The sequence below is a fragment of the Nocardia sp. BSTN01 genome, assembly GCF_015354405.1.
In the GTDB taxonomy this organism is placed as follows: Bacteria; Actinomycetota; Actinomycetes; order Mycobacteriales; family Mycobacteriaceae; genus Nocardia.
In genome coordinates this window covers 178,493-203,160 of sequence record NZ_JADKYP010000002.1, presented here as the reverse complement: position 1 = coordinate 203,160, position 24,668 = coordinate 178,493, and the positions used below count along the sequence as shown (strand labels likewise).

Genomic DNA, 24,668 nt, shown 5'->3' with positions numbered 1-24,668 from the left:
AGGGGGCATAAAACGCCTCTGCAAGCAAAGCGCAAATTCGAATGGAGCGACCTTCGGGGCGAATCGACGCATGCGTTCCGTCATATCCCAGGTCACCGCGTCGGCAGTGCGCGACGGGAGGCCACCAGGCCATGAAATGCCGTTTCACACAACAAGACAGATGTCACAACCGCCACGGTGTCTCCACTCCGGCCGCCGGCCGTTCGACCGGAGACCGGTGACGACGGACAAACGAATCCGTCTTGCGGGAACGCCCGAATTACTCGGGCCGAACATGAATTCACGACTACTCGCCGGAGGATGAATTCTCCGAGACCTGCGGGTCTGCCTTCGTGCGCGGCAATTCGCAGTGTTGCATCGAATGCAGTTCTGTTCAGGTCCGGATTCACAAACCGAGTTTGGTTACCGCGTTGTCCTCCAAGGGATTCGCGGTGCGGATGTATCCGTGCACGGTGCGCGGGTTGGACCAGCGGCCCTGGCGCATGATCTCGCGGTCGCTGGCGCCGCCGAGTGCGGCCTGGGTGGCGAATCCGGCGCGCAACGAATGTCCGGAGAACAGGGCGGGATCCAGTCCCGCCCGTGCGGCGTAGCGTTTCACCAGCTCCGCCACCGCGCGTCCCGAGATCGGCTGCGCGCCGATCCCGCCGTGCCGCGACACCGGCGGGAACAATGGGGCCTGCGCATCCACCCGGGTGGCGCCGGTGAAGCCGTGGCAGCGGTGGATGTCGCCGGCGGCGCCGGCGCGCTCGGTCCAGGACCGCAGATCGTCGGTGCCGCCCGCGGCGTGGATCTCGCGCAGGTCGATCCACTCGGCGAATGCGCATACCGGGCACGTCGAGGGTCGCGCCCCGCGCGGCAGGGCGACCGACTGGGCGCCCGCGCCGGTCGGATCGGTTTTGGTCGCCGGCAACCGCACCAGCAGCACGGGTTCGCCGGTGCGGTGATCAAGAGTGACCGCCACATCGCCGACGCGGAGTCCGGCGAGTTCGCTGCGGCGCAGCGCCCCGGCGAATCCGACGAGCAGCATCAGCCGGTCGCGGCGGCGGGCCGGCTCGGTCGGCCAGCCCGGGGCCGGCAGTCCGTCCAGCAGTTGCGCCAGCGTGTGCAGCAGCACGGGACGTTTCCGGTTGGGCACGCTGCGACGCGTGCGGCGGATGCCTCGCAGGGTCAACCGCACCACATCCGATCGGGTCGGGGAGGGCAGCCCGTTCGCGGCATGGACCGCGGCGATGGCGGCGCTCTTGCGTTCCAGCGTGGCCGGCCCGAATGCCCACTCGCCGGAGGCTTTTCGCGCATCCGCGGCCGCGGCCAGATACACCGCGACATCGAGGGCGTCCGCCGGCAATGCGCACCGCGCCTCGGCCGCACACCACGCCGACCACCCGATCCAGTCGGACCGGTAGGCGCGCACCGTGTTCGGCGACTGCGAGGCCTCCAGATAGCGGCCCAGCGCGCCGGCCTGCTCGGTGTCGAAGCGCTCCCGCACCATCCGCAGGGCGACCGTGTCGACGAGTACGCTGCGCACTCCGCGCCGTAATTCGGTGCGAACCGCCTCCGGTACGGCGATATCGACGACCACGGGATCCGGTGAGACGCTCATCGCGAGTCAGGTTACCGGGCAACGACGTTCGCCGCGCCCGTCCGCGCCGGGAAGAATGATCGACCGTGCCGCCCGTGACAGTTGCCGTCGATGATCCCGCCCGCGTCGATGTCCGAGCGCTGGCCGCCCGCCATCTGGCTTTCGCGCGGGCACACACCCCGGCCGACGCCGTGTTCGCGCTCGACCTGGACGCGTGGGCCGATCCAGTGCTCACCCTGGTCACCGCCCGCCGCGACGGGGTGCTACTGGGTATGGGCGCGGTGCGCGATCTCGGTGCCGGGCACGGGGAACTGAAATCGATGCACACCGACGAAGCGGCGCGCGGACACGGCGTCGGCACCGCGATCGTCATGCGTCTGCTCGCGGTGGCACGCGCCCGCGGCTGGGCGCGGGTGAGCCTGGAAACCGGTGTGGGCGAAGCGTTTCGGCCCGCACGGACGTTGTACGCGCGGTGTGGATTCGTCGCCTGCGGCGCCTTCGGTGACTATCTCGACACCGGGACGAGTGCGTTCATGACTCGCACGGTGTGAGCGCCGGGCGAAACGGAAGCAGGAGAACGGAAAGACATTCCCTCCCACTTCAATATATAGCGCACAGGGGGTCTTGCGGCAAGACCGGGGGTGTGCTGCACAATCGTCGGGCCAACGCCATGACCTGCGGAAATCGGCTGTTCCGCGGGCTGTGCGCTCACCGTGTCGAATGGGGTTTCATGATTGACGTGATCGTTGCCGGTGCCGGACCTACCGGTCTGATGCTGGCGTGCGAGTTGCGGTTGCACGGCCTGAACCCGGTCGTGCTGGAGAAGGAGACCGAGCCGACGAAGGTGGTCCGCGCGCTGGGCCTGCACGCGCGCAGTATCGAAGTGATGGATCAGCGCGGGCTGCTGGAGCGGTTTCTCGCGCTGGGCACGAAGTATCCGGTCGGCGGGTTCTTCGCCGGTATCACCGCACCGCAGCCGGAGCTGGACTCGGCGCACGCCTATGTGCTCGGCATTCCGCAGACCGTCACCGATCGGCTGCTCGCCGAACATGCGGCCGAACTCGGCGTCGACATCCGGCGCGGCCGCGAGGTGGTCGGCGCCACCCAGGACGCGGACGGCGTGACCGTCGAACTGGCCGACGGCACCCGGCTGCGCGCGCAGTATCTCGTCGGCTGCGACGGCGGGCGCAGCACCGTGCGCAAACTCGCCGGAATCGATTTTCCCGGTGAACCGTCGCGGGTGGAGACGCTGCTGGGGGAGGTCGAACTGGACGCGCCCCTGGAGACCGTGACCGCGGTGGTGACCGAGGTCCGCAAGACACAGCGGCGCTTCGGGGTCGGGCCGTCGGGCAACGGGACATTCCGATTCGTGGTGCCGGCCGAGGGACTGTCGGAGGACCGCACGGTGCCGCCGACGATGGACGAGGTGAAGCGGCAGCTGGTGGCCACCGCCGGCACCGACTTCGGCGTGCATTCACCGCGCTGGCTGTCGCGTTTCGGCGACGCGACCCGGCTGGCCGAGCGGTATCGATCCGGGCGGGTGCTGCTGGCCGGGGATGCCGCGCACATCCATCCGCCGGTCGGCGGTCAGGGCCTCAACCTCGGCATCCAGGACGCGTTCAATCTGGGATGGAAGCTGGCCGCCGAAATCGTCGGCTGGGCCCCGGAGGGCCTGCTGGACAGCTACGAGTCCGAACGGCACCCGGTCGCCGCCGACGTGCTGGACAACACGCGCGCCCAGATGGAGCTGATGTCGCTCGAGCCGGGCCCGCGGGCGGTGCGCCGGCTGCTCACGGACCTCATCGATATCGAGGAGGTCAACCGGCGGCTGACCGAGAAGATCACCGCCACCGCGATCCGCTACGACTTCGGTGCGGGGCACGAACTGCTGGGCCGGCGCCTGCGGGACGTGCGGCTGAAAGACGGGCGCCTCTACGAGCTGATGCACGCCGGCCGCGGACTGCTGCTGGATCAGACCGGCCGGCTGTCGGTGGCGGGATGGGCCGATCGGATCGATCACGTCGTCGACGTCAGCGAGGAATTGGATGCGCCCGCGGTGCTGCTGCGGCCGGATGGGCATGTCGCCTGGGTCGGCAGCGATCAGGACGATCTGCTCGCCCATCTGCCGACGTGGTTCGGCGCGGCCTGATCACGCACCGGAGCTAGATCGCGACACCGAAGGTGCGGGCGGTGGCGATGGCGGCGAGTCGGTCGTCGCTGCCGGTGTCGCGCAGATCGACCCGCCCGACGCCGCCCCGCACCGTCGCGGTGGCGGTCACCGGACCCACCTTGGCCGGTTGCAGATAGCGCAGACCGAGGAAGCAGAGGCTGTCGCCCGGAGCCAGGGACAGCACGGCTTCCTCGGCCGCGACGGCGATGAGGCCGCCGTTGACGCTGCCCGCGGCGTTGAGCACCTCGTCGGTGCGCGGAAGAACGGCCACGCCGGGGCGCACGCGTTCGCAGCCCAGGCGTTCGGCCAGGTCCGCGGTGAGCCGGTCGCGCCCGGCCGGCATATCGAGGCTGAGTGCGCGGGGAAGTTGCAGGTCCGGGTCGGGTGCGACCATGAAGGAGGCACCGGCCAAGGCCAGCGGTTCGCCGTCGACCGCGAAGTCGATCTCGGCCACGAAGACCGACCGGCCCACCTTCACGGTGCGGCCGATCGCCTCGAGTTGCCCAGCCGCGGGCGCGGGCCGGTAGAGGTGGACGTCGAGTTCGAGGGTGACCGGGACCCGTGGATGCATCACCAGCGACGCCAGTAGTCCGGCCACGGTATCGGCCCAGGTGGCGAGGATGGAGGTGCGCAGATGCGTGGTTCCCGGCGCGTGCAGTTCGGGCACGATGGTCGCGGATCCGTGCACCTCGTCGCCGGCGCGCCGGGTGGCGAAGCCGAGTTCGAGCAGCACGTGGCGGCGAGGGGACAATCTGCTTTCGACACTCACGGCATCTCCTCCGGTCCGGTGCGTCCCGGCCGGGCCACACACGAGCGGTTTGATTCTACTTCAAGGAGAATCGCATTCTCGTCGGCTATCGCGGGGCGCTGATGCGCGCCTTCATCGCGGCGAGCCGGGCGGCGAATTCCGCGGAATCCAGCGATGCCACCTGCGGCACGATCTCCGCATCGACGGCCTCGGCATGTGAGTCCAGTGTGCGGGTGTGGCGCATGGTGCGTTTGGTGGTGATCAGCAGCTCGCGCGGCGCCTCGGCCGCGCCGGCCGCCAATTCGACTGCGGCGGCCACCAAGTCGTCGTGATCGCCCAGCACGACACGATGCACCAGGCCCGCGCTGTGTGCCGCGTCGGCATCGAGGATCTCGCCCAGCAGCGTCATGGCCGCGGCCCGCTGGGCACCGACGGCGCGCTGCAACATCCACGTCATGCCGCCGCCCGGATGGATACCCAGCCGCAGGAACCGCGCATCGAACCGGGCGCGCGGCCCGGCGAGGCGTACATCCGCGGCCAGAGCCAGGTTCAAGCCCGCGCCGACCGCCGCCCCGCCCACCGCCGCGACAGTGGGCAGCGAACACTCGGCCACGGCGAGGAATCCGGCGTAGATGGCCCGCAGTCCCTCCTCCGCCGCCTCGCCCAGTGCGCTGAGGTCGGCGCCCGCGCAGAATGCCGGGGGAGCCCCGGTGATCACCACCGCATACACTCCAGCATCGGCCTCCGCCTCCGCGATCGCCGCCGCCAGCTGCTCGGACATCCCGAGTGTCAACGCATTTCGGCGCTGCGGATCCGATACCGTCACCACCGCGACCGTATCGCGCCGCTCCACCGTGATCTCCGCCATGGCGTCATCGTAAGGGAGTGTGCGGTCGATACGATCCGGGAATCCCGGTCGAACCGGACGAGCAAGGGAGACCGCATGAAGACCGTCATCGTCTGTGTCTCGGTATCGCACGGCAATACCCGGCGTATCGCCGATGCGCTGGGCGAGGTGCTCGGCGCCCGGGTCGTCGGGCCCGACGAACTCGATCCCGCCGAACTGGCCTCCTGCGACCTCGTAGGATTCGGGTCCGGAATCTTCACCATGAACTTCCATCCCCGTTTGCGCGAGCTGATCCGGGCGCTGCCGGCGCAGTCCGGCACCAAGGCCTTCGTCTACGCCACCAGCGGCATGCCGGAAACGCCCCTGCGCCGCTACACCCGTTCCCTCGCAACACTTCTCACCGATCGCGGCTTCACGGTGGTCGACACGTTCACCTGCCGCGGGCTCGATACCTGGCTGCCGATGCGGATAGTCGGCGGGGTAAGCAAGGGCCATCCCGACGCCGCCGACCTCCACGCTGCGCGTCGCTTCGCCGAAGGATTACGCGCCCGCATCACGGCCGGGTCCTGACGCTTCCGCACCCCGATCATTCGCCCGGCGGGCCGACAGCACCGGCCCGCCGCGGCGACCGGCCGGTCAGCCCGCGGTGCGGCCGTCCAGTGACTCGCGGATGATGTCGGCGTGGCCGGCGTGCTGCGCGGTCTCGTGGATCAGGTGCATCAGCACCCGGCGCACGCTGCGAACCGCCCCCGCCTCGTGCCACGGCGCGTCGGGGAGCGGGTGTGTCGCGGCGAGATCGGGTACCGCGGCGATGATCTCCTCCGTACGCGCGGCGATCTGCTCGTAGCGGGCGAGGATGCCGGCGAGTGTTTCGCCGGGCAGCATCACGAAGGTGTTGCGGTGGTCGATGGCCCACTGCGGGAACTCCCGCGCGGTGCCGGAGGCGAAGTCCGCCCAGGTGACTCCCTCGGGCAGCTCGTATTTCATGGCCGAGGGTCCTTCCACGACGAACCGCTGCCAGTTGTCCTCCATCGCCGCCACATGTTTGACCAGCCCGCCCAGGCTCAGCGCGCTGACGGTGGGGTGCGCGCCGGCCTGCTCATCGGTCAACCCGTCGACCGTGCTGCGCAAGGCGGTGCGCGCGGCGGCGAGCTGGGCGAGCAGATCGGCCCGTTCGCCGTCGAGTGCGGGTGCCGGGGTGTTCTCGATGGTCATCGTGGTCCTTTCGGGTTGTTGTCGATTCGGCACCGACGATCGCAGGGAACTAGGTCGGATCATGTCCGCTTATCGCCGCTGGAAGAAATTCACGGCTCGGGGCATCCACCGCTCGTACGCGGGCGATGGCGACAGCTACCGGTCACCACTTCATCCTGGTCGCCCGGCCCGGCGTTGACGAGATGTGCCCCGGCCTGCCGCTGCCTAGATGGCGCCCGGCCTGCCGCTGACGAGATGCGAGGCCGCCGCGATCCGGCAATCCGTGAGTCACCCGCACGATCCGCTGTTGCGCGTGCCGCGCCCGAGGCTGCGGGCGCGGCCTGCGAGTCGATTGGCACGGCCGTACCACCGGGCACACTTTTCGTCAGTTGCGTTGGGATTACGTTTAGTTGGATGCGACCAAACGTAAACGTAATAGCCAGGGCGGATACGACGGAGAAGTGTGGGTCTGACCTCCGATAAGGTTCACTTATCGGAGGTCAGACCCACGCGGAACCGAGTGGCGTCCAATCTCTTTCGTTTCGTGTCATTCCGTTGTGTGCGACGAAACAAACGCTACGCTTCCCTGGTGTCGAGCATCTGTAACTACCCGGGCTGTACGCGCACCATCACTCGCGGCGGAACGCCGGGACGGCCCTCGGAATATTGCGACCACCCCGACCACACCCGATGGCGGGCATGGCGGGAGCGACAGCGTCGTCAGCAGGAGGGTGAGGAGCCGGAGACGAACGTCACTGTGACGCAACCGGGTCCGGTGACCGCCGCCCGGCTGCGGGCCGACGAGATGCTCACCCAGTTCCGGACCCTGGCCGATCAGCTGAGTAACACGTTGTCGGTAGCCGTGGCCGAATTGTCGACTCTGGCCGACCCCTCGGTGGCGGAGGCGCAGGTCCAGGCCGTGCAGGCCGATGCCGCGCGGCGCATCGCCGAAGCCGAGGTGGCGACGGTGGCGGCGGAGAAGGCGCGGCGCGAGGCCGAGGAAGCACGCGCCGCAGCGGAATCCGCGGCCGAGGACGCCGCCGCAGCCGCCGAGTCCGCCGAAGCGCGCATCGCGGAGGCGCTCACCGCACGCGACGACGCACTGCGGGAAGTGCAGCGCGTCAGCAAACAGGCGGCCGACGACATCTTCGCCGCACGCACCGAGGCCGACGCCGAAATCCGCGCGATTCGCGCCCAGTGTGCCGACGACATCGAGGAGGCGCGGCGGCAGGCCGCCGAACAGACGGAGCTGGCGCGCACCACGTTCACCGCCGAGCTCGAACAGGTGCGCCGCGACAGTGCCCAGCGCATCACGGCCGCCGGCGCCGAACGCGACCTGGCCGTCCAGCGCGCCGCCGACGCCGAACGCACCATCGAGCGCGCCGAATCGGCTGTGGCCGAACGCAACCGGACCCTCGACGAGGTCAGGGCGGAATTGGTCCGCGCTCGCGGCGACATCGACCGGATGCGCGCGGAGGCGACCGCGGCGCACCAGCGCGCCGCCGACGATATCGCCGCCGTGCGCGCCGAAGCCGCCGCGGCCGCCGAACACGTCGCACAGCAGACCGCGGCCCGGCTGGCGGCGGTCGAGGACGCGCGCCGGCAGACCCTGGCCCGAGCCGAACGCGCCGAGGCGCAACTCGATGCCGAACTGTCGCGGCGTACCGGCACGCGGACCGCCGATGCGAGCGAATCCGGCACTGGCGCACCAGAAGTGGCCGATCCCCGCTGATGTGGTGAACATTCACGCAATCAACCGGCGACAGGTCTCGAAAACCACGCCGAGACCGAGTCGATCGTCGGCTTCGGCGGGGGCCGACCGCTATGCTCGACAACTGAATCAGCCACGGCCGCGACGGGCGTCGTGGGAATCGAGAGGTGACTAGTGAACGACGACGCCATGCGAGCGCGGCAAGCAAGGCCGAGCGTGGCACGGGTATACGACTACATTCTCGGCGGGCGCGACAACTACGGCGTCGACCAGAACCTCGCCGATTACTTCATCGACTTCCTGCCCGGTTCCGAGCAGGTGGCGATCACCGCCCGGGCGGCCACGCTCCGCGCCGTACGCAGTATGTGCGCCAACGGAATTCGCCAGTTCATCGATCTGGGATGCGGACTGCCCACCACCGAGAACGTGCACGACGTGGTGCGCCGCCAGCATCCCGACGCGCCGATCGTCTACGTCGACAACGATCCGTTCGTCGTCGCCCACGGCCGCGCGTTGCTGTCGGTCGACGATCGGATCGCGGTGCTCGGTCGCGACCTGTGCCAGGTCTCGGATATCGCCGAGCACGCCGATGTGAAGCGGCTGATCAACTTCGACGAACCGGTGGGCCTGCTGTTCGGTGTCGTGCTGGCCTTCGTGGAGGACAACGAGAATCCGGTCGGTGTGGTCGGCGACTGGGCTGCCCGGGTTCCGGCCGGCAGCCAGGTCTACATCTCGCATTTCCGTTCCGGGCACAACCGTGAGACCAACACCACCGAACGGAAGGTACTCGACGCTTTCGGGCGCGGCCGCTGGCGCAACGACGACGAGATCGAGGCACTGTTCGGCGACCTGGAACTGATCGATCCGGGTCTGCAGCCGTGCGCGCGCTGGTGGCCCGAATCGGCCGCCGACGATTCCGGCAGTGGCCGCGAACTCAGCGTGTGGGAGCAGTTGATCGTCGCGGGGCTGGCCCGCAAATCCGCCTGAACCGCACAAGGATCGGCGCCCGCGCTCAGCGCAGGGTGCCGATCCAGCGGCGGGTCTGCGCCGGATCGATCACATCGTCGAGTTCGAGCACCGTCGCGGCGGTGAGCGCCTTCCCGCTCTCGTAGGCCGCGCGCACCAGATTGTCGAACGCGGCGCTGCGCTGCACCGGATCCTCGATCGCCGCCAGTTCCTTCGCGAAGCCCAGGCGCACCGCTCCCTCGAGACCCATCCCGCCGATTTCCCCCGTCGGCCAGGCGACGACGAACCGCGGGGCGCGGAACGAGCCGGCCGCCATCGCCTGTGCACCCAATCCGTAGCCCTTGCGCAGGATGACGGTGCCCCACGGCACCGACATGGCGGCCGCGTCGATGAACAGGCGGCTGAACTTCGTGACCGTGGCATGGGTTTCGGCCTCCGGACCGACCATGAAACCCGGTGTGTCACACAGCGACACGATGGGGAGACCGTGTGCGTCGCACAGGCGCAGGAAGGCGCTGAGTTTGTCGGCGGCGGGGGCGTCGATCGCGCCGCCGAGGTGATGGCAGTCGTTGGCGATGAGCCCGAAGGGTCTGCCCTGCACGCGGATGAAGGCGGTGACCACACCCACGCCCCAGTCGCGGCGCACTTCCAGGACCGAACCGGTGTCGGCGATCGCGGCCACGACCGCGCGGATGTCGTAGGCCCGCAGCCGATCCTCGGGCACCACATGGCGGGCCGATCGCGGGTCCGGCTCCTCCCACATGTCCACGGTCCCTTGGAAATAGCCGAGATAGTCGCGGGCGATCGCCACCGCCTCGGCCTCGTCGGCCGCGACGATGTGCACCACACCGTTGCGGCGCTGCACCCGCACGGGGCCGATCTCCTCCGGCGCGTAGACACCCAGTCCGCCGCCCTCGATCATCGCGGGCCCGCCCATGCCGATATTGGCGTCGGGGGTGGCGATGACGACGTCGCACATGCCGAGCAGCGCCGCGTTACCGGCGAAGCAGCGTCCGGACACGATGCCGATCAGCGGGACCGTGCCCGACAGCGCGGCCATCGCGCGGAAGGTCGTCACGTCCAGGCCCGAGATGCCCGAGTGATCGGTGTCGCCGGGTCTGCCGCCGCCGCCCTCGGTGAAGAACACCACCGGAAGTCGTTGTTCGCGTGCCAGTTCCAGCATTCGGTCGGTCTTGGCGTGATTGCGCATGCCCTGGGTGCCGGCCAGCACCGTGTAGTCGTAGGACATCACCACCGCCCGCGCGCGGTCGTGACCGAATCGGGCGGCGTTGACGGTCGCGACCCCGGCGACGAGCCCGTCGGCCGGCGTATTCGCGATGAGATCCTCGATGCTGCGCCGGGAACGCTGCGCCGCCACCGCCAACGCTCCGTATTCGACGAAACTGTCGTCGTCGACCAGATCCGCGATGTTCTCGCGGGCGGTGCGACGCCCCAGCCGGTGCCGTTTGGCGACCGCCTCCGGGCGTGCCTCGTCGAGTCCGGCGCGGTGGCGGGCCCGCACCTGCGCCAGATCGTCGCGTTCGGCATCCAGATCGACGGCCGCGATGTCGGCGTCCGCGCCGTCGTGATCCGCGTCGTCCCACACCAGCAGCGGCGCATGCGGATCCACCACCGTCGCGGGCTCGGCCAGCACCCGCACCACCCGCAACGACTGTCCCGCGCGGACCACGTGATGCATCTTCATCGCCTCGACGACGGCGACCTCGGCACCCGCGGCCACCACCGTGCCCGGTTCGACGACACTGATCACCGTGCCACCCAGCGGTGAGCGCAGCACCTGCTCGTCGCCGTCGTACCGGTCCGCCGACGGCGCAGCGTCGACCGGCGGCGCCGGCGGGGGAGCCGATTCCTCGGCCCGGGTAACCAATTCGGCGCTGTGGCGCTCGAACCACAGCGTGTCGACCGTGGTGTCGCCGGGCAAGGCGTCCAGGACGGCACGCTGCAGGGCGACGGTGGTGTCGACGCCGTCGATCGTGGTTTCGGCCAGGGCGTCGGCGGCGCGCCGCAGCGCCGCCGCACAGGTCGGTCCGCGCGCGATGATCTTGGCCAGCAGGGAATCGAAACCGGCGCCTTGGCGCATACCGCTGTAGGCGGCGGTGTCGACGCGCACACCTGATCCGCTCGGCGGGGTGAACCGGGTGAGCACGCCGGTGCTGGGCAGGACATCGCCTGTCGCGCTGAGGATTTCGGCATTGACACGCACCTGCACCGCATATCCGCGGGTGGTGGAGGGCAGCTCGAGATCGTCGAGGGTGCGGCCCTGCGCGAGATCGAACTGCACGGCCACCAGATCCAGGCCCGTCACCTCCTCGGTCACGGTGTGCTCGACCTGCAACCGCGGATTGACCTCCAGGAACCAGGCGGTGTCGTCGCGCACCAGGAATTCGACGGTGATCACGCCCCGGCAGCCGACCGTTTCGGCCAGTCGTACCGCCTCGGCGTGCAGGCGCTCGCGCAGATCCGGCGCGAGGGAGGGTGCGGGCGCGATCTCGATCAGTTTCTGGCGGCGCCGCTGCACGCTGCAATCGCGATCGCCGACCGCGACCGCGCGCGAACCGTCGGCGACGATCTGCACCTCGATGTGGCGGGCGTGTTCGACCAGCGCCTCGGCGTAGACGGTGTCGTCACCGAAACCCGCGCGGGCCTCGGCCCGGCAGTGCGCATAGGCCTGCGCCAGTTCCTCGCGCCGGCGCACCACCCGCATGCCGCGGCCGCCGCCACCGGCGGTCGCCTTGATCATCACGCCCTCGGGGTGGGCGGTGAGCAGCGCCTCGATCTGCTCGGGCCCGGCGACACCGGAGGTGGCGGGCACGACCGCGACACCGGCCTGTTCCGCGGCGCGCCGCGCGGCGACCTTGTCACCGAAAATCCGCAGCACCTCCGGAGCGGGCCCGACGAACACCAGACCCGCCGCCGCGCACGCGGCCGCGAAATCGGCGCTCTCGCTGAGGAATCCGTATCCCGGATGGACCAGCGCACCCGGTCCCGCACTGCCGGCGGCCGCGACGACGGCGTCGATGTCCAGGTAGGCCGCGGCTCCCGCGCCGGGGAGCCGGACCGCCTCGCCGGACAGTCGCACCGGCATCGCGTCCGGTTCGTCCGCCGTCGACAACACCCGGGTGCCGTAGCCGCGCTCTCGCGCCGTACGCAACACCCGGACCGCCACTTCACCCCGGTTCGCCACCACCACCTGCATGCCGCCAGTCTGATTGACATTGACGTCAACGTCAATATGCTGGACGGTATGACGTCGGCGTGGAGTGTGCGCGCGGCCCGGGAACGCTCGGAGACCGACCGGTATCGCGGCCTGCTCGATGCCGCGGCCGACGTCTTCATCGAACGCGGCTACGCGGCGACCACGGTGGCCGCGATCACCGCACGGGCCGGCGTCTCCCGCGCGACGCTGTACGTGTACTTCGCCTCCAAGGACGAGATCTTTTACGCCCTCGCCACGAGGGTGCGCGACGAATTCCTCGCCGCCCAGGAACCCGATCTGACCGACTCCGATCCGCGAGAGATGTTGCGCGCCACCATCGAATCGTTCGCCGAAGCGGTGCTGCACGCCGGGCCGCTGCTGCGATTGATCGACGAGCGCGGCACCGTGGACCCCCGGATCGGCGAGCTGGCCGCCGAAATCTCCGAACGCCCCATCCGCCGCTTCACGCGCTACCTGGACCGCGAACACCGCGCCGGAACCATCACCCCCGCGGCACCGGTCCGAGTCGTCGCCGAAACCGTCGGCTACGCACTGACCCGCGGCATACTCGACCGCCGGGCCGAACCGCCGCCCGCGCGCGCCCGGTATCTCGAACAGATGCGGCGCATCGCCGAAACCCTGCTCGGGCTGCGCCCGGCCGCCGAGAATTCGGCTTGACCTTCACGTTGCGGCAACTTCTACCGTCGAAGACGAGGCCGGAGCGGCCGGCCTCAGGACAGATGGGAAGCACCATGAGCTGGTCGATCGCGGAGGTGGCGAAGATGTCGGGAGTCACCGCTCGCACCTTGCGCCACTACGACGACATCGGCCTGCTCACCCCGGCCCACGTGGGCAGCAACGGCTATCGCTACTACGACGAGCACAGCCTGCTGCGGCTGCAGCAGATCCTCGTGCTGCGGGAGCTGGGTCTCGGTCTGGCCGAGATCGCCGAGGCGGTCGACTCCGAACCGGACACGCTGGCGGCGCTCAAACGCCAGTACGCCCGGCTGCTCGCCGAACGCGATCGGCTGGGACGAATGGTCGAGACCGTGGCGCGCACCATCGCCGAACTCGAAGGGAAGAAGGAGATGTCAGTGCAGATCAACCGCCCGGAGAACCTGTTCGCGGGCTTCGATCACACGCAGTACGACGACGAGGCCCGGGAGCGCTGGCCCGAAGAATTCGAGCGGTCCCGGCAGGCGACCGCCGAGATGACCGCCGAGGATGTCGAGCGCATGCAGCGGGAGCTGACCGCGACGATGATCCGGATGGCCGAGTTCATGGCCGCCGGGACACCGGTCGAGGATGCGGCGGTCCAAGCCGAAATCCACACTCAGTACGAGGGGATCCGCCGTTTCTGGACCCCGAACCGCAGCGCCTACATCTGCCTCGGCCAGATGTACGTCGATGACGAGCGGTTCAAGGCGAACTACGACCGGATCGCGGCCGGCCTGGCCGAATACCAGCGCGAGGCCATGGCCGTCTACGCCGAGCAGCGGCTCACCGACTGATCGGCGCCGGCGGTGGCCGCCTCGCCGCGGCGCACGACGAGCACGCCGGTGAGGCCCCGCACCCCGCCGAGAAGCTGGACCGGGTGCGGGGCCTCACCGAGCAGTGCCCACGGCCAGTGCTGTTCCCGGCAGCGTGCCGTCACCGCGGGCGGAGAGCAGGAAATAGGCGACCCCGCAGGCCATGGCGAGAAGGGCCCACGCGATGCCGATCCGATCGGCTGCGGCACCCGAACGCGGATCGATCACCGGCACCAGACCGGCCAGGCCGAGGCACGCACCGACCACCGTCGGCACCGCCGGCCGTTGGTGGTGACGCAGCCACAGCCGGCGACGCCGGGCGGTCACATGATTTTCGTCGTCGCGGCGACCAGCTCGGCCACCGCGTCGGCGACCGGGGTGCTGCCGCCGGTGAGTTCGACGATGACCCGGTTCAGCGCCGGTTCGTGCAGGGCCGCGTCGATGAAGGCGGCGACGTCGTCGCGGGCGACCGACCCGTATTCGATGGCCAGGCCGGCGGTGACGGTGCCCGAACCCGGATCGTCGAGCAGCGTGCCCGGGCGCACGATGATCCAGTCGAGCGCGGTGTGGGTCAGATGGACGTCCGCGGACTTCTTCACCCGCATGTAATGTTCGAACCCCTCGGAGGTTTCGCGGTCGCGGCCGGCGTCGGGGAATACCGATACCAGCACGAAGCGCGAGACACCTGCCTGCGCCGCGGCGGCGGCCGCCTTCTCCAATCCGGTGCCGTCGATCGCCGTGGTCTTGTCGGGGCCGGTGCCGTGGGCGCCCGCGGAGAACACCACGGCGTCGTGCCCGGCGATCTTGGCCGCCAAATCCTCGACGGTGTCGTGGATCAGGTCGCCGGCCACCGGCGTCGCCCCGGTCGCCGCGACGGTTTCGGCTTGTTCGGGATTGCGATGCATACCGGTGACCCGGTCACCGCGGTCCGTCAGCCGTTGCGCGAGGCGGCGGCCCACGCCGCCCGCCGCGCCGATCTGGAACACCTTCACGAGTGATCACCTCTCTGTCGGCGAGTGCGGTCCACTGCCGATTGTGGACTTCGCGCCGACACGGCCCGCGTCCGGGTGTGGTTGCGACCTGTGAGTGCTACGTGATCGCTGGAAACCGCCGATGTCGACTCCGTATCCGTTGCCGCCGAAATACGCCGATTGCCAATGGTTAGCGATTACGGTGCCAGTGTTCGTGTGACGGTGTGAGGCGATCGCGCGGGACGCCGCGATCCGGGCGAGAGGCGGGCAGATGGCACGTACCGCACGCGGGAACGACGCGGCCCTGGATTCCGACGTGACGGCAGCGCTGATTCGCAGTCGGCGGTTCTTCACCCGCGCCACCGTATCCGCGGATCTGCGCACCGAATACGTGCGCGGCGGCCGCCAGGCCGACGAGTTCTACCGCGAACGCTGGGCCCACGACAAGGTGGTGCGCTCCACGCACGGCGTCAACTGCACCGGATCGTGTTCGTGGAAGGTGTATGTCAAGGACGGCATCATCACCTGGGAGACCCAGGCCACCGACTATCCGTCCGTCGGTCCCGACCGCCCCGAATACGAGCCCCGCGGCTGCCCGCGCGGCGCGGCGTTCTCCTGGTACACCTATTCACCCACCCGCATCCGCTACCCGTACATCCGCGGTGTGCTGCTCGACATGTATCGGGAAGCCAAGGCGCGCACCGGCGATCCGGTCACCGCCTGGGAATCGATCGTCTCCGATCCCGAGGCGGCGCGGCGCTACAAGAGCGCCCGTGGTCGCGGCGGACTGGTCCGCGCCGGCTGGGAGGAGGCGGTCGAGTTGGTGGCCGCGGCCCATGTGCACACCATCAAAACCTTCGGACCCGACCGGGTCGCGGGATTTTCACCGATCCCCGCCATGTCGATGGTGTCGTTCGCGGCCGGTTCGCGGTTCATCTCGCTGATCGGCGGGTCGATGCTGTCGTTCTACGACTTCTACGCCGATCTGCCCGTCGCCTCCCCGCAGGTCTTCGGCGACCAGACCGATGTGCCCGAGTCCGGAGATTGGTGGGACGCGGGCTATCTCATGATGTGGGGTTCGAACGTCCCGGTGACCCGCACGCCGGATGCGCACTGGATGACCGAGGCCCGCTATCGCGGCCAGAAGGTGATCGCGATCGCGCCCGACTACGCCGACAACGTGAAATTCGCCGACGAATGGCTCGCCCCGCATCCGGGCACCGACGCAGCCCTGGCGATGGCGATGGGACATGTGATCCTGCGGGAATTCTTCGTCGACCGGCAGGTGCCGTATTTCGAGGACTACGTGCGCCGGTTCACCGATCTACCGTTCCTGGTGCGACTGGAGGAACGCGACGGCGTGCACCGCCCCGGCAAATTCCTCACCGCCGCCGATCTCGACGAATTCGCCCGCACCGAACACGCCGAATTCAAGACCGTGCTGCTGGACCGGCAAGGAAAACCGGTGGTACCCAACGGATCTCTGGGATTCCGCTACGGCGCCGAAGGCGCCGGACGCTGGAATCTGGAACTGGGCGGTGTGGAGCCGGCGCTGTCGGCCGCCGGCGACAGGGCGGTGGTGGTGGAACTGCCTCGCTTCGACACCGCCGACGGCGCCGCCGCCGTCGTGCGACGCGGCGTTCCGGTGCGCACGGTCGGCGGCCATCTCGTCACCACGGTGTTCGATCTGATGCTGGCCCGCTACGGCGTGCGGCGCGAGCGACTGCCCGGGGAATGGCCCACCGGTTACGACGACGCCGCCCATCCCGGAACACCGGCGTGGCAAGAGGCGATCACCGGGGTACCGGCCGCCGCCGCGGCGCGCATCGGCCGCGAATTCGCCGCCAATGCCGAACAGACCCAGGGCCGTTCGATGATCATCCTCGGCGCAGGCACCAACCACTGGTTCCACTCCGACACCATGTATCGCACCTTCCTGGCCCTCACGACACTGACCGGCTGCCAGGGGCGCAACGGCGGCGGCTGGGCGCACTACGTGGGCCAGGAGAAGTGCCGGCCCGTCACGGGCTGGGCGACGGTGGCCAACGCCACCGACTGGACCCGCCCGCCACGGCACATGAACCAGACCGTCTACTGGTACCTGCACACCGATCAGTTCCGCTACGACCCCTTCGCCGCCGACACCCTCACCACGACCACCGGTCCGGGCGACCTATCCGGGCGCAGCACCGCCGACCTCATCGCGCAGGCGGCCCGCATGGGCTGGACCCCGTCGTATCCGACCTTCGACCGCAACCCCCTCGACCTGGCCGACGAGGCCGAACGCGCGGGCCGCACTCCCGCGGAGCATATCGTCGACCAGCTGACGAGGGGAAAGCTGCGGTTCGCCTGCGAGGACCCCGACAACCCGGCGAATTTCCCTCGCGTGCTGTCGATCTGGCGATCCAATCTGCTGGGTTCCTCCGCCAAGGGCAACGAATACTTCCTGCGTCATCTGCTCGGCGCGGACTCCTCGCTGCGAGCCGAGCAAGCCCCGCCGGAGGCCCGGCCGCGCGACGTGGTGTGGCACGAGCAGGCCCCGGAGGGGAAGCTCGATCTGCTGCTGACGCTGGATTTCCGGATGACCAGCACCACCATGTACTCGGATGTGGTGCTGCCGGCCGCGACCTGGTACGAGAAATACGATCTGTCCTCCACCGATATGCACCCGTTCGTGCATTCGTTCAGTCCCGCGATCGCACCGCCGTGGCAGACCCGCACCGACTGGGACGCGTTCGCGAGTATCGGCGCCGAATTCAGCCGCTTGGCGCGCCGACACCTGGGGGTACGCACCGATATCGTCGCGACACCACTGCTGCACGACACCCCCGACGAACTCGCCACCCCGCACGGCGCGGTGCGGGACTGGAAAACCGGTGCCTGCCCACCCGTTCCAGGTCTGACGATGCCGCGGCTGACCGTCGTCGAACGCGACTACGGCGCGGTCCGCGCGAAGATGGGCGCACTCGGGCCACTGGTCGACCGGCTCGGTGCGGCGACCAAGGGCGTCACCTTCGACGTGGGCCAGGAGGTGTCGGACCTGGCCGCGCGCAACGGCATCGTGCGCGGGGGACCGGCCGCCGGGCGTCCCAGTCTCGAACGCGATATCGACGCCTGCGAGGCGATCCTGGCGCTGTCCGGTACCACCAACGGCCGCCTCGCGGTGCAGGGCTTTCACACCCTCGAACAGCGCACCGGCACCCCGCTGGCCGATCTGGCCGCCGAACACGCCGGCAAGCGCATCACCTTCGCCGACACCCAGGTCGCGCCGGTGCCGGTGATCACCTCACCGGAATGGTCCGGATCCGAAAGCGGCGGGCGGCGATATTCGCCGTTCACCGTCAATGTCGAACGCGCCAAACCGTGGCACACCCTCACCGGACGCCAGCACTTCTATCTCGATCACGACTGGATGGCCGAGGTCGGTGAACAATTGCCGGTCTTCCGGCCGCCGCTGGACATGTCGGCCCTGTTCGACGAACCTCGATTGGGTGAGCACGGCGAGCGCGGACTGTCGCTGCGCTATCTGACCCCGCATTCGAAGTGGTCCATCCACTCCGAATATCAGGACAACTTGTTGATGCTGAGCCTGTCGCGCGGCGGCCCGACGATATGGCTCTCCGATCGGGACGCGGCGAAACTCGGTGTGCGCGACAACGAATGGATCGAGGCGGTCAACCGCAACGGTGTGGTGGTGGCCCGTGCCGTCGTCTCGCATCGCATGCCGGAAGGCACGGTGTACATGCATCACGCCCAGGACCGATTGATCGATGTGCCGCTGGCCGAAACCTCCGGCAGGCGCGGCGGCATCCACAATTCGCTCACCCGGCTGCTGATCAAACCCACACATCTCATCGGTGGCTACGCGCAATTGTCGTTCGCCTTCAACTATCTCGGCCCCACCGGGAATCAACGCGACGAAGTGACCGTGATCCGCCGCCGGGGCCAGGAGGTGACCTACCGATGAGGCCCATGGCGCACCTGGCGATGGTGATGAACCTCGACAAATGCATCGGCTGCCACACCTGCTCGGTGACCTGCAAACAAACCTGGACCAACCGCGCCGGAGTCGAATACGTCTGGTTCAACAATGTGGAAACCCGTCCAGGACAAGGGTATCCGCGCACCTACGAGAATCAGAGCCGCTGGAAAGGCGGCTGGGTCCTCGACCGCAAGGGCCGGTTGCGGCTGCGGCGCGGCGGTCGCATGCGGACACTGTTCACGATCTTCGACAATCCGACCCTGCCCGAACTGTCGGACTACTACGAGCCGTGGACCTACGACTACGACACGCTGACCACCGCTCCGCTGCAACGGCATTCACCGGTGGCGCGGCCGCGCTCGCTGATCACCGGCCGCGACACCGCCATCACCTGGTCGGCCAACTGGGACGACAATCTGGGCGGCGCGCCCGAACTCGCCGCGGGCGACCCGCTGCTGGACAAGGTCGGCGACAAGGTCAGATTCGAGTTCGAGCAGACCTTCATGTTCTATCTGCCGCGCATCTGCGAACACTGTCTGAACCCGGCGTGTATGGCGGCGTGTCCGTCGGGGGCGATCTACAAGCGCGCCGAGGACGGCATCGTCCTGGTCGATCAGGACCGGTGCCGCGGCTGGCGCATGTGTGTGTCGGGATGCCCGTACAAGAAGGTGTATTTCAACCACCGCACCGGTAAGGCGGAGAAATGCACCTTCTGCTTCCCGCGGCTCGAAGTCGGCCTGCCGACGGTGTGCGCGGAAACGTGTGTGGGGCGGCTGCGCTATATCGGCGTGCTGCTCTACGACGCCGACACCGTCACCGATATCGCGTCCACCCCGGACGAACGCGATCTGTACGCGGCGCAACGCGACGCCTTTCTCGATCCGTTCGATCCGCAGGTGATCGCGGCGTGTGAACGCGCCGGAATTCCGCGCGACTGGGTGCAGGCCGCGCAGCGCTCGCCGGTCTACGCGCTGATCCGCACCTATCGGGTCGCGCTGCCGCTGCATCCGGAATACCGCACCGTGCCGATGGTCTGGTACATCCCGCCGCTGTCGCCGGTGGTGGATGTGCTGCGCGATACCGGCCACGACGCCGAAGATCACGGCAACCTGTTCGCCGCGATCGAGGCCCTGCGTATCCCGGTCGACTATCTGGCGCAACTGTTCACCGCGGGCGACACCGCACCGGTCGAGGCGGTGCTGCGGCGCATGGCGGCGATGCGCAGCTACATGCGCGATGTCAATCTCGGCCGTCCGCCGCGCCCGCAGATCGCCGCCGCCGTCGACATGTCCGAGGAACAGCTCTACGACATGTATCGGCTGCTGGCACTGGCGAAATACGACGAACGCTACGTCGTCCCGACGGCTCATGCCGAACAGGCGCACGGGCTCGAGGAACTCGCCACCGAATGCGATCTGGACCGTGACGGCGGCCCGGGGATGGGCGGCTGGGGTCCGTTCGGCGAAAGCTCCGGCGGGCCCACGCCGGTCGCGGTGGAGAACTTCCGCATGTTGCAGGACCGCCAGACCGCCGACGCGCCCACCTCGGAGCCGACGCGGGTGAACCTGCTCAACTGGGACGGGCGCGGGCGGCCGGCGGGCCTGTTACCGCGGCGGCGGGGCGGGAGGCATCGACCATGACCCGCACGGCGACGCGCTGCGCGGCATGGCAGATCCAGTCGCTGCTGCTCGGCTATCCCGATGCGGCGCTGCTGGATTCGCTGCCGCTGCTCACCCGGGCGACGGCGGCGCTGCCGGTCGCGGTCGGCACACCCGTGCGTCCGTTGCTGTCGCACCTGGCGAGCACTCCGCCGATGCTGCTGGGCAGCGAATACGTCGATACCTTCGACCACCGCAAGCGGTTCAGCCCCTATCTCACCTACTTTTCCCACGGCGACACCCGCAAACGCGGGATGGCGTTGCTGCGCCTCAAGCAGCTCTACCGCCGTGCCGGGTGGCAACTCGACGACGCGGAACTACCCGACCATCTGGCCGTCGTCCTCGAATTCGCCGCCACCGAACCGGAAGCCGGGCTGCGGGTGCTGACCGACCACCGCGCCGGCGTCGAGGTCATGCGAGCAGCCCTGCGCGAGTACGGATCTCCGTGGGCGGGGGTTTTGGATTCGGTGTCTGCCACATTGCCACCACTGCGTGGCACCGACAGCGAGGCCGTCGCCCGGCTCATCGCCGCCGGACCGCCCGGTGAGGAGGTCGGCACCGAGCCGTTCGCACCGCCCACCTACATGCCGACACCGATCGGAGGCCGCCGATGACCGTGAGCGCGATCGACGTGCTGCTGTGGGTGGCGGTGCCGTACGCGGCGCTGGCGGTCTGCGTGGTGGGGCTGATCTGGCGTTACCGCTACGACAAATTCGGCTGGACCACCCGCTCCTCGCAGCTGTACGAGAACCGGCTGCTGCGGCTGGGCAGCCCGCTGTTCCACTACGGCATCGTGTTCGTGTTCCTCGGACACGTCCTGGGACTGGTCATCCCGCAGTCGTGGACCGAGGCGATCGGTATCAGCGAAACCGCCTATCACATCGTGTCGTTCAGCCTCGGCGCCGTCGCCGGCATCGCGACGGTGGCCGGGCTGGGCATCCTGATCTACCGCCGCCGCACCGTCGGCTCGGTGTTCTCCGCGACCACCCGCAACGACAAGATCATGTATGTGCTGCTGGGCCTGACGCTGGCGCTCGGGCTCGCCGCCACCGTCTACGGCAACGCGACCGGCGATCCGCACAACTACCGCACCGACGTGTCGCCGTGGTTCCGGTCGCTGTTGTTTCTCGACCCGCACCCCGAGCTGATGGCCGGAGCGCCGTTGGGCTTTCGGCTGCACGCGCTCTCGGCCTGTGCGCTGTTCGCGTTCTGGCCGTTCAGCCGTCTGGTCCACGTATTCTCCGCGCCCGTCGGCTATCTGACGCGGCCCTACCTGGTCTATCGCAGCCGGGACGGGTCGCTCGGGGCGCACCGGCCGCCGCGCGGCTGGGAACGGGTGCGGTAGCGGGCCGGAACCCTCCGGGATGGGTTCTGCCGGATCAGAGCGTGCCCGGATGGGGTCGCAGCAGTACCGGCGCCCCGTGGGCGGGCACGTTGGTGATGTTGCGGATGCGCCCGCGTTCGCGGGTGCGCACCGGAGCCAGGGCGAATCGGCCCAGCACCTCCGACAGCACCGCCGTGCCCTCCATCAGTGAGAATCCGGCGCCGATACAGCGGCGCACACCACCACCGAACGGCAGCCAGGTATTGGCGGCGACACTGCCGTCGAGAAAGCGTTCGGGACGGAAACTTTCGGGTTCGGGATGATTGTCGGGATTCGCATGCGCCAGCACGATCGAGGTCTGCACGACGGTGCCGCGCGGCAGCGTGTACCCGCCGATCGTGGTTTCGCGCGTCAGCCGGCGCAAGGTGCCGCCGATGACGGGATGGCGGCGCATCGCCTCCTTCAGCACCGCTTCCAGATATTTGTCGTCACCCTCGGCGGCCGCGCGCCGCGCCCGCTGCTGCACGTCGGGATGGGCGGCCAATTCGAACATCGCCCACGACAGCGCCGACGCGGTGGTCTCGTGCCCGGCCAGCAACAGGGTCACCAGCTGATCGCGGAGTTCGGCATCCGAGAGCGGCTCGTCACCGGCCTCCGCGCCCACCGCGAGCAACCGGGCCAGCACATCGGCGCGGTCGCCGGGATCGGGCTCGCCGCGCCGGCGCGCGATCTCCTCGTAGAGCAGCGCGTCGATCGCGTCCTTGTTGTCGGCGAACCGTTTCCACGGGCCGAAACGCTGCAGCCGATGCCATTTCCAGCCCAGGAAGATCAGCGGGCCCACATCGACCAGATACCGCAGCCGCGGTGCGAGTTCGGCACGTCCGCGCTGCTCGCTGATACCGAACACCACCTGCATGATCACATCGAGTGTCAGTTCGTTCATCCGCGGCAACGTCACGAGGGTGGTATCCGGCTGCCATTGGTCGATGTGATGTTTGGCGATGGCCTCGACCAGGTCGCGATAGCCGCGCAGCGCCGAGCCGGTGAACGCCGGCATCAGCAACCGGCGGGCGCGGGCGTGTTCGTCCTCGTCGGTGAGCAACAGCGAATGCTGTCCCATCACCGGCTCCAGCACCCGATTACCCTCGCCGGCATGCAGATCCGCCGGGGCACCGGCGAAGATTTCGCGGATGTGCTCCGGCCGCGAGAACACCACCAGATTCTCGGCATACGGTGCGATCATGCGCATCGTGTAGACATCGCCGTAGCGGCGCGACGCCACCCCGGCGAACCAGCCCCGCCATTTCGCGTGCAGCAGCGTCTGCGCCACTCGCGGCAGCCGGGGACCCGGCGGAAACACAGTGCTCATGAGGTAACCTCCCGGCGGTCCGCGGCGATGCGAGATCCGATATCCCACCTACGGTAGCCCGGTAGCCGTTACCGAACCACACACGTTCTACACGCGGGTGTGCGGCTGTCCGATAGCTGGATCGGCTGGGCCGAACCTGTGAAATTGCGCAGTGCGCACCGTCCGGGGCCATATCATCGGGGCCATGCCCACCTTCCGAGCGGCCGGACGCAGGGATGTCTTCGCTGGTGATGCCTGGCACCTGGCGTGCGCGATCGGTTGCGCGTCGGTCGTCGTCGGGGTGGTTCTGCTCGTTTGGCCCGATAAGTCCGTTCAGGTAGCGGAGCTATTGCTCGGCACGACGCTGCTGTTGACCGCCGCCTGGCAATTCACGGTGGCGTTCCGGGCGCGCATCCGCGGCGGGCTCAAGGCGCTGGAATTGGTGAGCGGGGCCCTGTCGGTACTGCTGGCTCTGTGGTGCATGCGCAGCGGAGACTGGGTGGCGTTGCTGGCCATGTGGGTCGGGATGGGATGGATGATCCGTGGCATCGTGCAGGCGATCGTCGCGGCCTGGTCGGAAGATCTGCCGAAGCCGGGCCGGCGCGAAGGCTACGGCGTGGCGACGCTGCTGGCCGGGCTGGTCGTGCTGGTGTGGCCGATCGACACCGTCGCGGCCCTGTCGGTTCTGGTCGGTGTCTGCCTGATCCTGCTCGGCGCGATGGAGATCCGCATGGCTGTGCGCATCCGCCGTCCGGAACGCGGCGGCGACCAGGTGGGGGTGCGCGGCCTGCTCGGTCCGCGCGCGCACACCCCGGTCCGGGCCGCGGATTAGGGTCGGCTTATGGCTGTCGTACACCACACCACCCTCGAGCCGGGCAAACTCGACCTCCTCACCGCATGGCTGCCGACGCGCGAATGGTTCACCGGCACAACGCCGCACCTGCACAAGGCGGGCGGTTTCCGCCTCGACGACCCCGACGGCGAGGTGGGCATCGAACACATGCTCGTGGTCGACACCGCCGATGCCCGCCGGCCCGTCTACCACGTGCCGATGACCTACCGGGGCGCCCCGCTTCCCGGCGCCGACGCGGCGCTGATCGGCACCTCCCAACACGGTGTGCTCGGGACCAGGTGGATCTACGACGCCGCGCACGATCCGGTGGCACTCGCGCAGATGGCGGCGCTGCTCACCGGGCGCGCGGTGGCCCAGGACCAGAACCGCAGCGACACCGCCGCCCGCACCGTCGAAGTGTCCGCCGTCGCTGCGGAAACAGCGAACGCGGTGCGCGTCAACCGGATTCCGTCGCGGTCGGCCGCATCCGCGCACGGGTGGGTCCGAGTGGGCTGGACCGATGCGGAGGGCGCGACGGCCGCGGGGGTCGTGCTGGAGGCAGCGGTGAACTGAGTGTGCACGCGTGCGGCCG

The 24,668-nt window shown here is 69.1% G+C and carries 21 protein-coding genes; 13 read left to right on the top strand and 8 right to left on the bottom strand.

Features of this window, described 5'->3' with window-relative positions:
- Positions 1-385: 385 nt before the first annotated feature.
- Positions 386-1,600 carry a site-specific integrase gene (locus IRT45_RS02605; protein WP_194804253.1) on the bottom strand — a complete coding sequence of 405 codons (1,215 nt, stop codon included), beginning with the start codon at positions 1,598-1,600 and terminating at the stop codon, positions 386-388.
- 74 nt (positions 1,601-1,674) lie between these two features.
- Here IRT45_RS02605 and IRT45_RS02600 point away from each other — a divergent pair, with 74 nt between their 5' ends.
- Together IRT45_RS02600 and rox are read left to right on the top strand one after the other, a co-directional pair.
- A complete protein-coding gene (locus tag IRT45_RS02600; RefSeq protein ID WP_194804252.1) occupies positions 1,675-2,130 on the top strand; it encodes a GNAT family N-acetyltransferase in 456 nt (151 codons plus the stop codon).
- 179 nt (positions 2,131-2,309) lie between these two features.
- Complete coding sequence (gene rox, locus IRT45_RS02595) at positions 2,310-3,728, top strand: rifampin monooxygenase (RefSeq protein ID WP_194804251.1); 1,419 nt, start codon at positions 2,310-2,312, stop codon at positions 3,726-3,728.
- A 13-nt stretch (positions 3,729-3,741) separates the two neighbouring features.
- Here the strand turns inward: rox and IRT45_RS02590 are convergent, their stop codons facing one another.
- Positions 3,742-4,518 carry a PaaI family thioesterase gene (locus IRT45_RS02590; RefSeq protein WP_194804250.1) on the bottom strand — a complete coding sequence of 259 codons (777 nt, stop codon included), beginning with the start codon at positions 4,516-4,518 and terminating at the stop codon, positions 3,742-3,744.
- Positions 4,519-4,603: 85 nt separating this feature from the next.
- A complete protein-coding gene (locus IRT45_RS02585; protein WP_194804249.1) occupies positions 4,604-5,365 on the bottom strand; it encodes an enoyl-CoA hydratase in 762 nt (253 codons plus the stop codon).
- 75 nt (positions 5,366-5,440) lie between these two features.
- Between IRT45_RS02585 and IRT45_RS02580 the strand changes: the two genes are divergently transcribed.
- Entirely contained in the window at positions 5,441-5,914 is a 474-nt protein-coding gene (locus IRT45_RS02580) for a flavodoxin family protein (protein WP_194804248.1), read from the top strand.
- A 66-nt stretch (positions 5,915-5,980) separates the two neighbouring features.
- Here the strand turns inward: IRT45_RS02580 and IRT45_RS02575 are convergent, their stop codons facing one another.
- Positions 5,981-6,559, bottom strand: a complete 579-nt coding sequence (locus tag IRT45_RS02575) for a DinB family protein (RefSeq protein WP_194804247.1) — start codon at positions 6,557-6,559, stop codon at positions 5,981-5,983.
- Between the two features lie 568 nt (positions 6,560-7,127).
- Between IRT45_RS02575 and IRT45_RS02570 the strand changes: the two genes are divergently transcribed.
- Together IRT45_RS02570 and IRT45_RS02565 are read left to right on the top strand one after the other, a co-directional pair.
- Positions 7,128-8,270 carry a hypothetical protein gene (locus IRT45_RS02570; RefSeq protein WP_309240766.1) on the top strand — a complete coding sequence of 381 codons (1,143 nt, stop codon included), beginning with the start codon at positions 7,128-7,130 and terminating at the stop codon, positions 8,268-8,270.
- A 168-nt stretch (positions 8,271-8,438) separates the two neighbouring features.
- The gene (locus IRT45_RS02565; protein ID WP_194804410.1) at positions 8,439-9,236 is read left to right on the top strand and encodes an SAM-dependent methyltransferase; all 798 of its coding nucleotides are present in this window, start codon (positions 8,439-8,441) and stop codon (positions 9,234-9,236) included.
- A 25-nt stretch (positions 9,237-9,261) separates the two neighbouring features.
- Here the strand turns inward: IRT45_RS02565 and IRT45_RS02560 are convergent, their stop codons facing one another.
- Complete coding sequence (locus IRT45_RS02560; protein ID WP_194804246.1) at positions 9,262-12,432, bottom strand: carboxyl transferase domain-containing protein; 3,171 nt, start codon at positions 12,430-12,432, stop codon at positions 9,262-9,264.
- 48 nt (positions 12,433-12,480) lie between these two features.
- Between IRT45_RS02560 and IRT45_RS02555 the strand changes: the two genes are divergently transcribed.
- Both IRT45_RS02555 and IRT45_RS02550 read left to right on the top strand, forming a co-directional pair.
- Positions 12,481-13,110: a TetR/AcrR family transcriptional regulator gene (locus IRT45_RS02555; protein ID WP_194804245.1), complete on the top strand. Its 630-nt coding sequence runs from the start codon at positions 12,481-12,483 to the stop codon at positions 13,108-13,110.
- A gap of 74 nt (positions 13,111-13,184) precedes the next feature.
- Positions 13,185-13,943, top strand: coding sequence for a MerR family transcriptional regulator (locus IRT45_RS02550; protein ID WP_194804244.1), 759 nt, complete (start codon positions 13,185-13,187; stop codon positions 13,941-13,943).
- Between the two features lie 93 nt (positions 13,944-14,036).
- Here the strand turns inward: IRT45_RS02550 and IRT45_RS02545 are convergent, their stop codons facing one another.
- Both IRT45_RS02545 and IRT45_RS02540 read right to left on the bottom strand, forming a co-directional pair.
- Positions 14,037-14,288: a hypothetical protein gene (locus IRT45_RS02545; protein WP_194804243.1), complete on the bottom strand. Its 252-nt coding sequence runs from the start codon at positions 14,286-14,288 to the stop codon at positions 14,037-14,039.
- Positions 14,285-14,953: an NAD(P)H-binding protein gene (locus tag IRT45_RS02540; RefSeq protein WP_194804242.1), complete on the bottom strand. Its 669-nt coding sequence runs from the start codon at positions 14,951-14,953 to the stop codon at positions 14,285-14,287. Before IRT45_RS02540 ends, IRT45_RS02545 begins: the two co-directional genes overlap by 4 nt.
- 250 nt (positions 14,954-15,203) lie before the next feature.
- On the opposite strand from IRT45_RS02540, the gene IRT45_RS02535 reads away from it, so the two are divergent.
- The 4 genes from IRT45_RS02535 to narI are packed head-to-tail and all read left to right on the top strand — an operon-like array spanning position 15,204 to position 21,917.
- On the top strand, positions 15,204-18,899 hold the full coding sequence (locus IRT45_RS02535; protein ID WP_194804241.1) for a nitrate reductase subunit alpha: 3,696 nt from the start codon (positions 15,204-15,206) through the stop codon (positions 18,897-18,899).
- Entirely contained in the window at positions 18,896-20,554 is a 1,659-nt protein-coding gene (narH, locus tag IRT45_RS02530; RefSeq protein ID WP_194804240.1) for a nitrate reductase subunit beta, read from the top strand. Before IRT45_RS02535 ends, narH begins: the two co-directional genes overlap by 4 nt.
- Positions 20,551-21,186, top strand: a complete 636-nt coding sequence (gene narJ / locus IRT45_RS02525) for a nitrate reductase molybdenum cofactor assembly chaperone (protein WP_194804239.1) — start codon at positions 20,551-20,553, stop codon at positions 21,184-21,186. Before narH ends, narJ begins: the two co-directional genes overlap by 4 nt.
- Positions 21,183-21,917, top strand: coding sequence for a respiratory nitrate reductase subunit gamma (gene narI / locus IRT45_RS02520; RefSeq protein ID WP_194804238.1), 735 nt, complete (start codon positions 21,183-21,185; stop codon positions 21,915-21,917). Before narJ ends, narI begins: the two co-directional genes overlap by 4 nt.
- Before the next feature lie 34 nt (positions 21,918-21,951).
- Here narI and IRT45_RS02515 read toward each other — a convergent pair whose 3' ends face one another.
- Complete coding sequence (locus IRT45_RS02515; protein WP_194804237.1) at positions 21,952-23,265, bottom strand: cytochrome P450; 1,314 nt, start codon at positions 23,263-23,265, stop codon at positions 21,952-21,954.
- Between the two features lie 184 nt (positions 23,266-23,449).
- On the opposite strand from IRT45_RS02515, the gene IRT45_RS02510 reads away from it, so the two are divergent.
- Positions 23,450-24,076 (top strand): HdeD family acid-resistance protein, encoded by a 627-nt coding sequence (locus IRT45_RS02510; RefSeq protein WP_194804236.1) that lies wholly within the window; start codon positions 23,450-23,452, stop codon positions 24,074-24,076.
- 9 nt (positions 24,077-24,085) lie between these two features.
- The gene (locus tag IRT45_RS02505) at positions 24,086-24,649 is read left to right on the top strand and encodes a 1,4-alpha-glucan branching protein (protein ID WP_194804235.1); all 564 of its coding nucleotides are present in this window, start codon (positions 24,086-24,088) and stop codon (positions 24,647-24,649) included.
- The last annotated feature ends 19 nt before the right edge of the window (positions 24,650-24,668 follow it).

Bases quoted from the DNA above. Each gene is read 5' to 3' on its own strand.
- narI (WP_194804238.1), top strand. From the start codon at position 21,183: ATGACCGTGAGCGCGATCGACGTGCTGCTGTGGGTGGCGGTGCCGTAC.
- IRT45_RS02585 (WP_194804249.1), bottom strand. From the start codon at position 5,365: ATGGCGGAGATCACGGTGGAGCGGCGCGATACGGTCGCGGTGGTGACG.
- IRT45_RS02550 (WP_194804244.1), top strand. From the start codon at position 13,185: ATGAGCTGGTCGATCGCGGAGGTGGCGAAGATGTCGGGAGTCACCGCT.
- IRT45_RS02510 (WP_194804236.1), top strand. From the start codon at position 23,450: ATGCCCACCTTCCGAGCGGCCGGACGCAGGGATGTCTTCGCTGGTGAT.
- IRT45_RS02560 (WP_194804246.1), bottom strand. From the start codon at position 12,432: ATGCAGGTGGTGGTGGCGAACCGGGGTGAAGTGGCGGTCCGGGTGTTG.
- narH (WP_194804240.1), top strand. From the start codon at position 18,896: ATGAGGCCCATGGCGCACCTGGCGATGGTGATGAACCTCGACAAATGC.
- IRT45_RS02565 (WP_194804410.1), top strand. From the start codon at position 8,439: ATGCGAGCGCGGCAAGCAAGGCCGAGCGTGGCACGGGTATACGACTAC.
- IRT45_RS02555 (WP_194804245.1), top strand. From the start codon at position 12,481: ATGACGTCGGCGTGGAGTGTGCGCGCGGCCCGGGAACGCTCGGAGACC.
- rox (WP_194804251.1), top strand. From the start codon at position 2,310: ATGATTGACGTGATCGTTGCCGGTGCCGGACCTACCGGTCTGATGCTG.
- IRT45_RS02575 (WP_194804247.1), bottom strand. From the start codon at position 6,559: ATGACCATCGAGAACACCCCGGCACCCGCACTCGACGGCGAACGGGCC.
- IRT45_RS02515 (WP_194804237.1), bottom strand. From the start codon at position 23,265: ATGAGCACTGTGTTTCCGCCGGGTCCCCGGCTGCCGCGAGTGGCGCAG.
- IRT45_RS02580 (WP_194804248.1), top strand. From the start codon at position 5,441: ATGAAGACCGTCATCGTCTGTGTCTCGGTATCGCACGGCAATACCCGG.
- narJ (WP_194804239.1), top strand. From the start codon at position 20,551: ATGACCCGCACGGCGACGCGCTGCGCGGCATGGCAGATCCAGTCGCTG.
- IRT45_RS02505 (WP_194804235.1), top strand. From the start codon at position 24,086: ATGGCTGTCGTACACCACACCACCCTCGAGCCGGGCAAACTCGACCTC.
- IRT45_RS02605 (WP_194804253.1), bottom strand. From the start codon at position 1,600: ATGAGCGTCTCACCGGATCCCGTGGTCGTCGATATCGCCGTACCGGAG.
- IRT45_RS02535 (WP_194804241.1), top strand. From the start codon at position 15,204: ATGGCACGTACCGCACGCGGGAACGACGCGGCCCTGGATTCCGACGTG.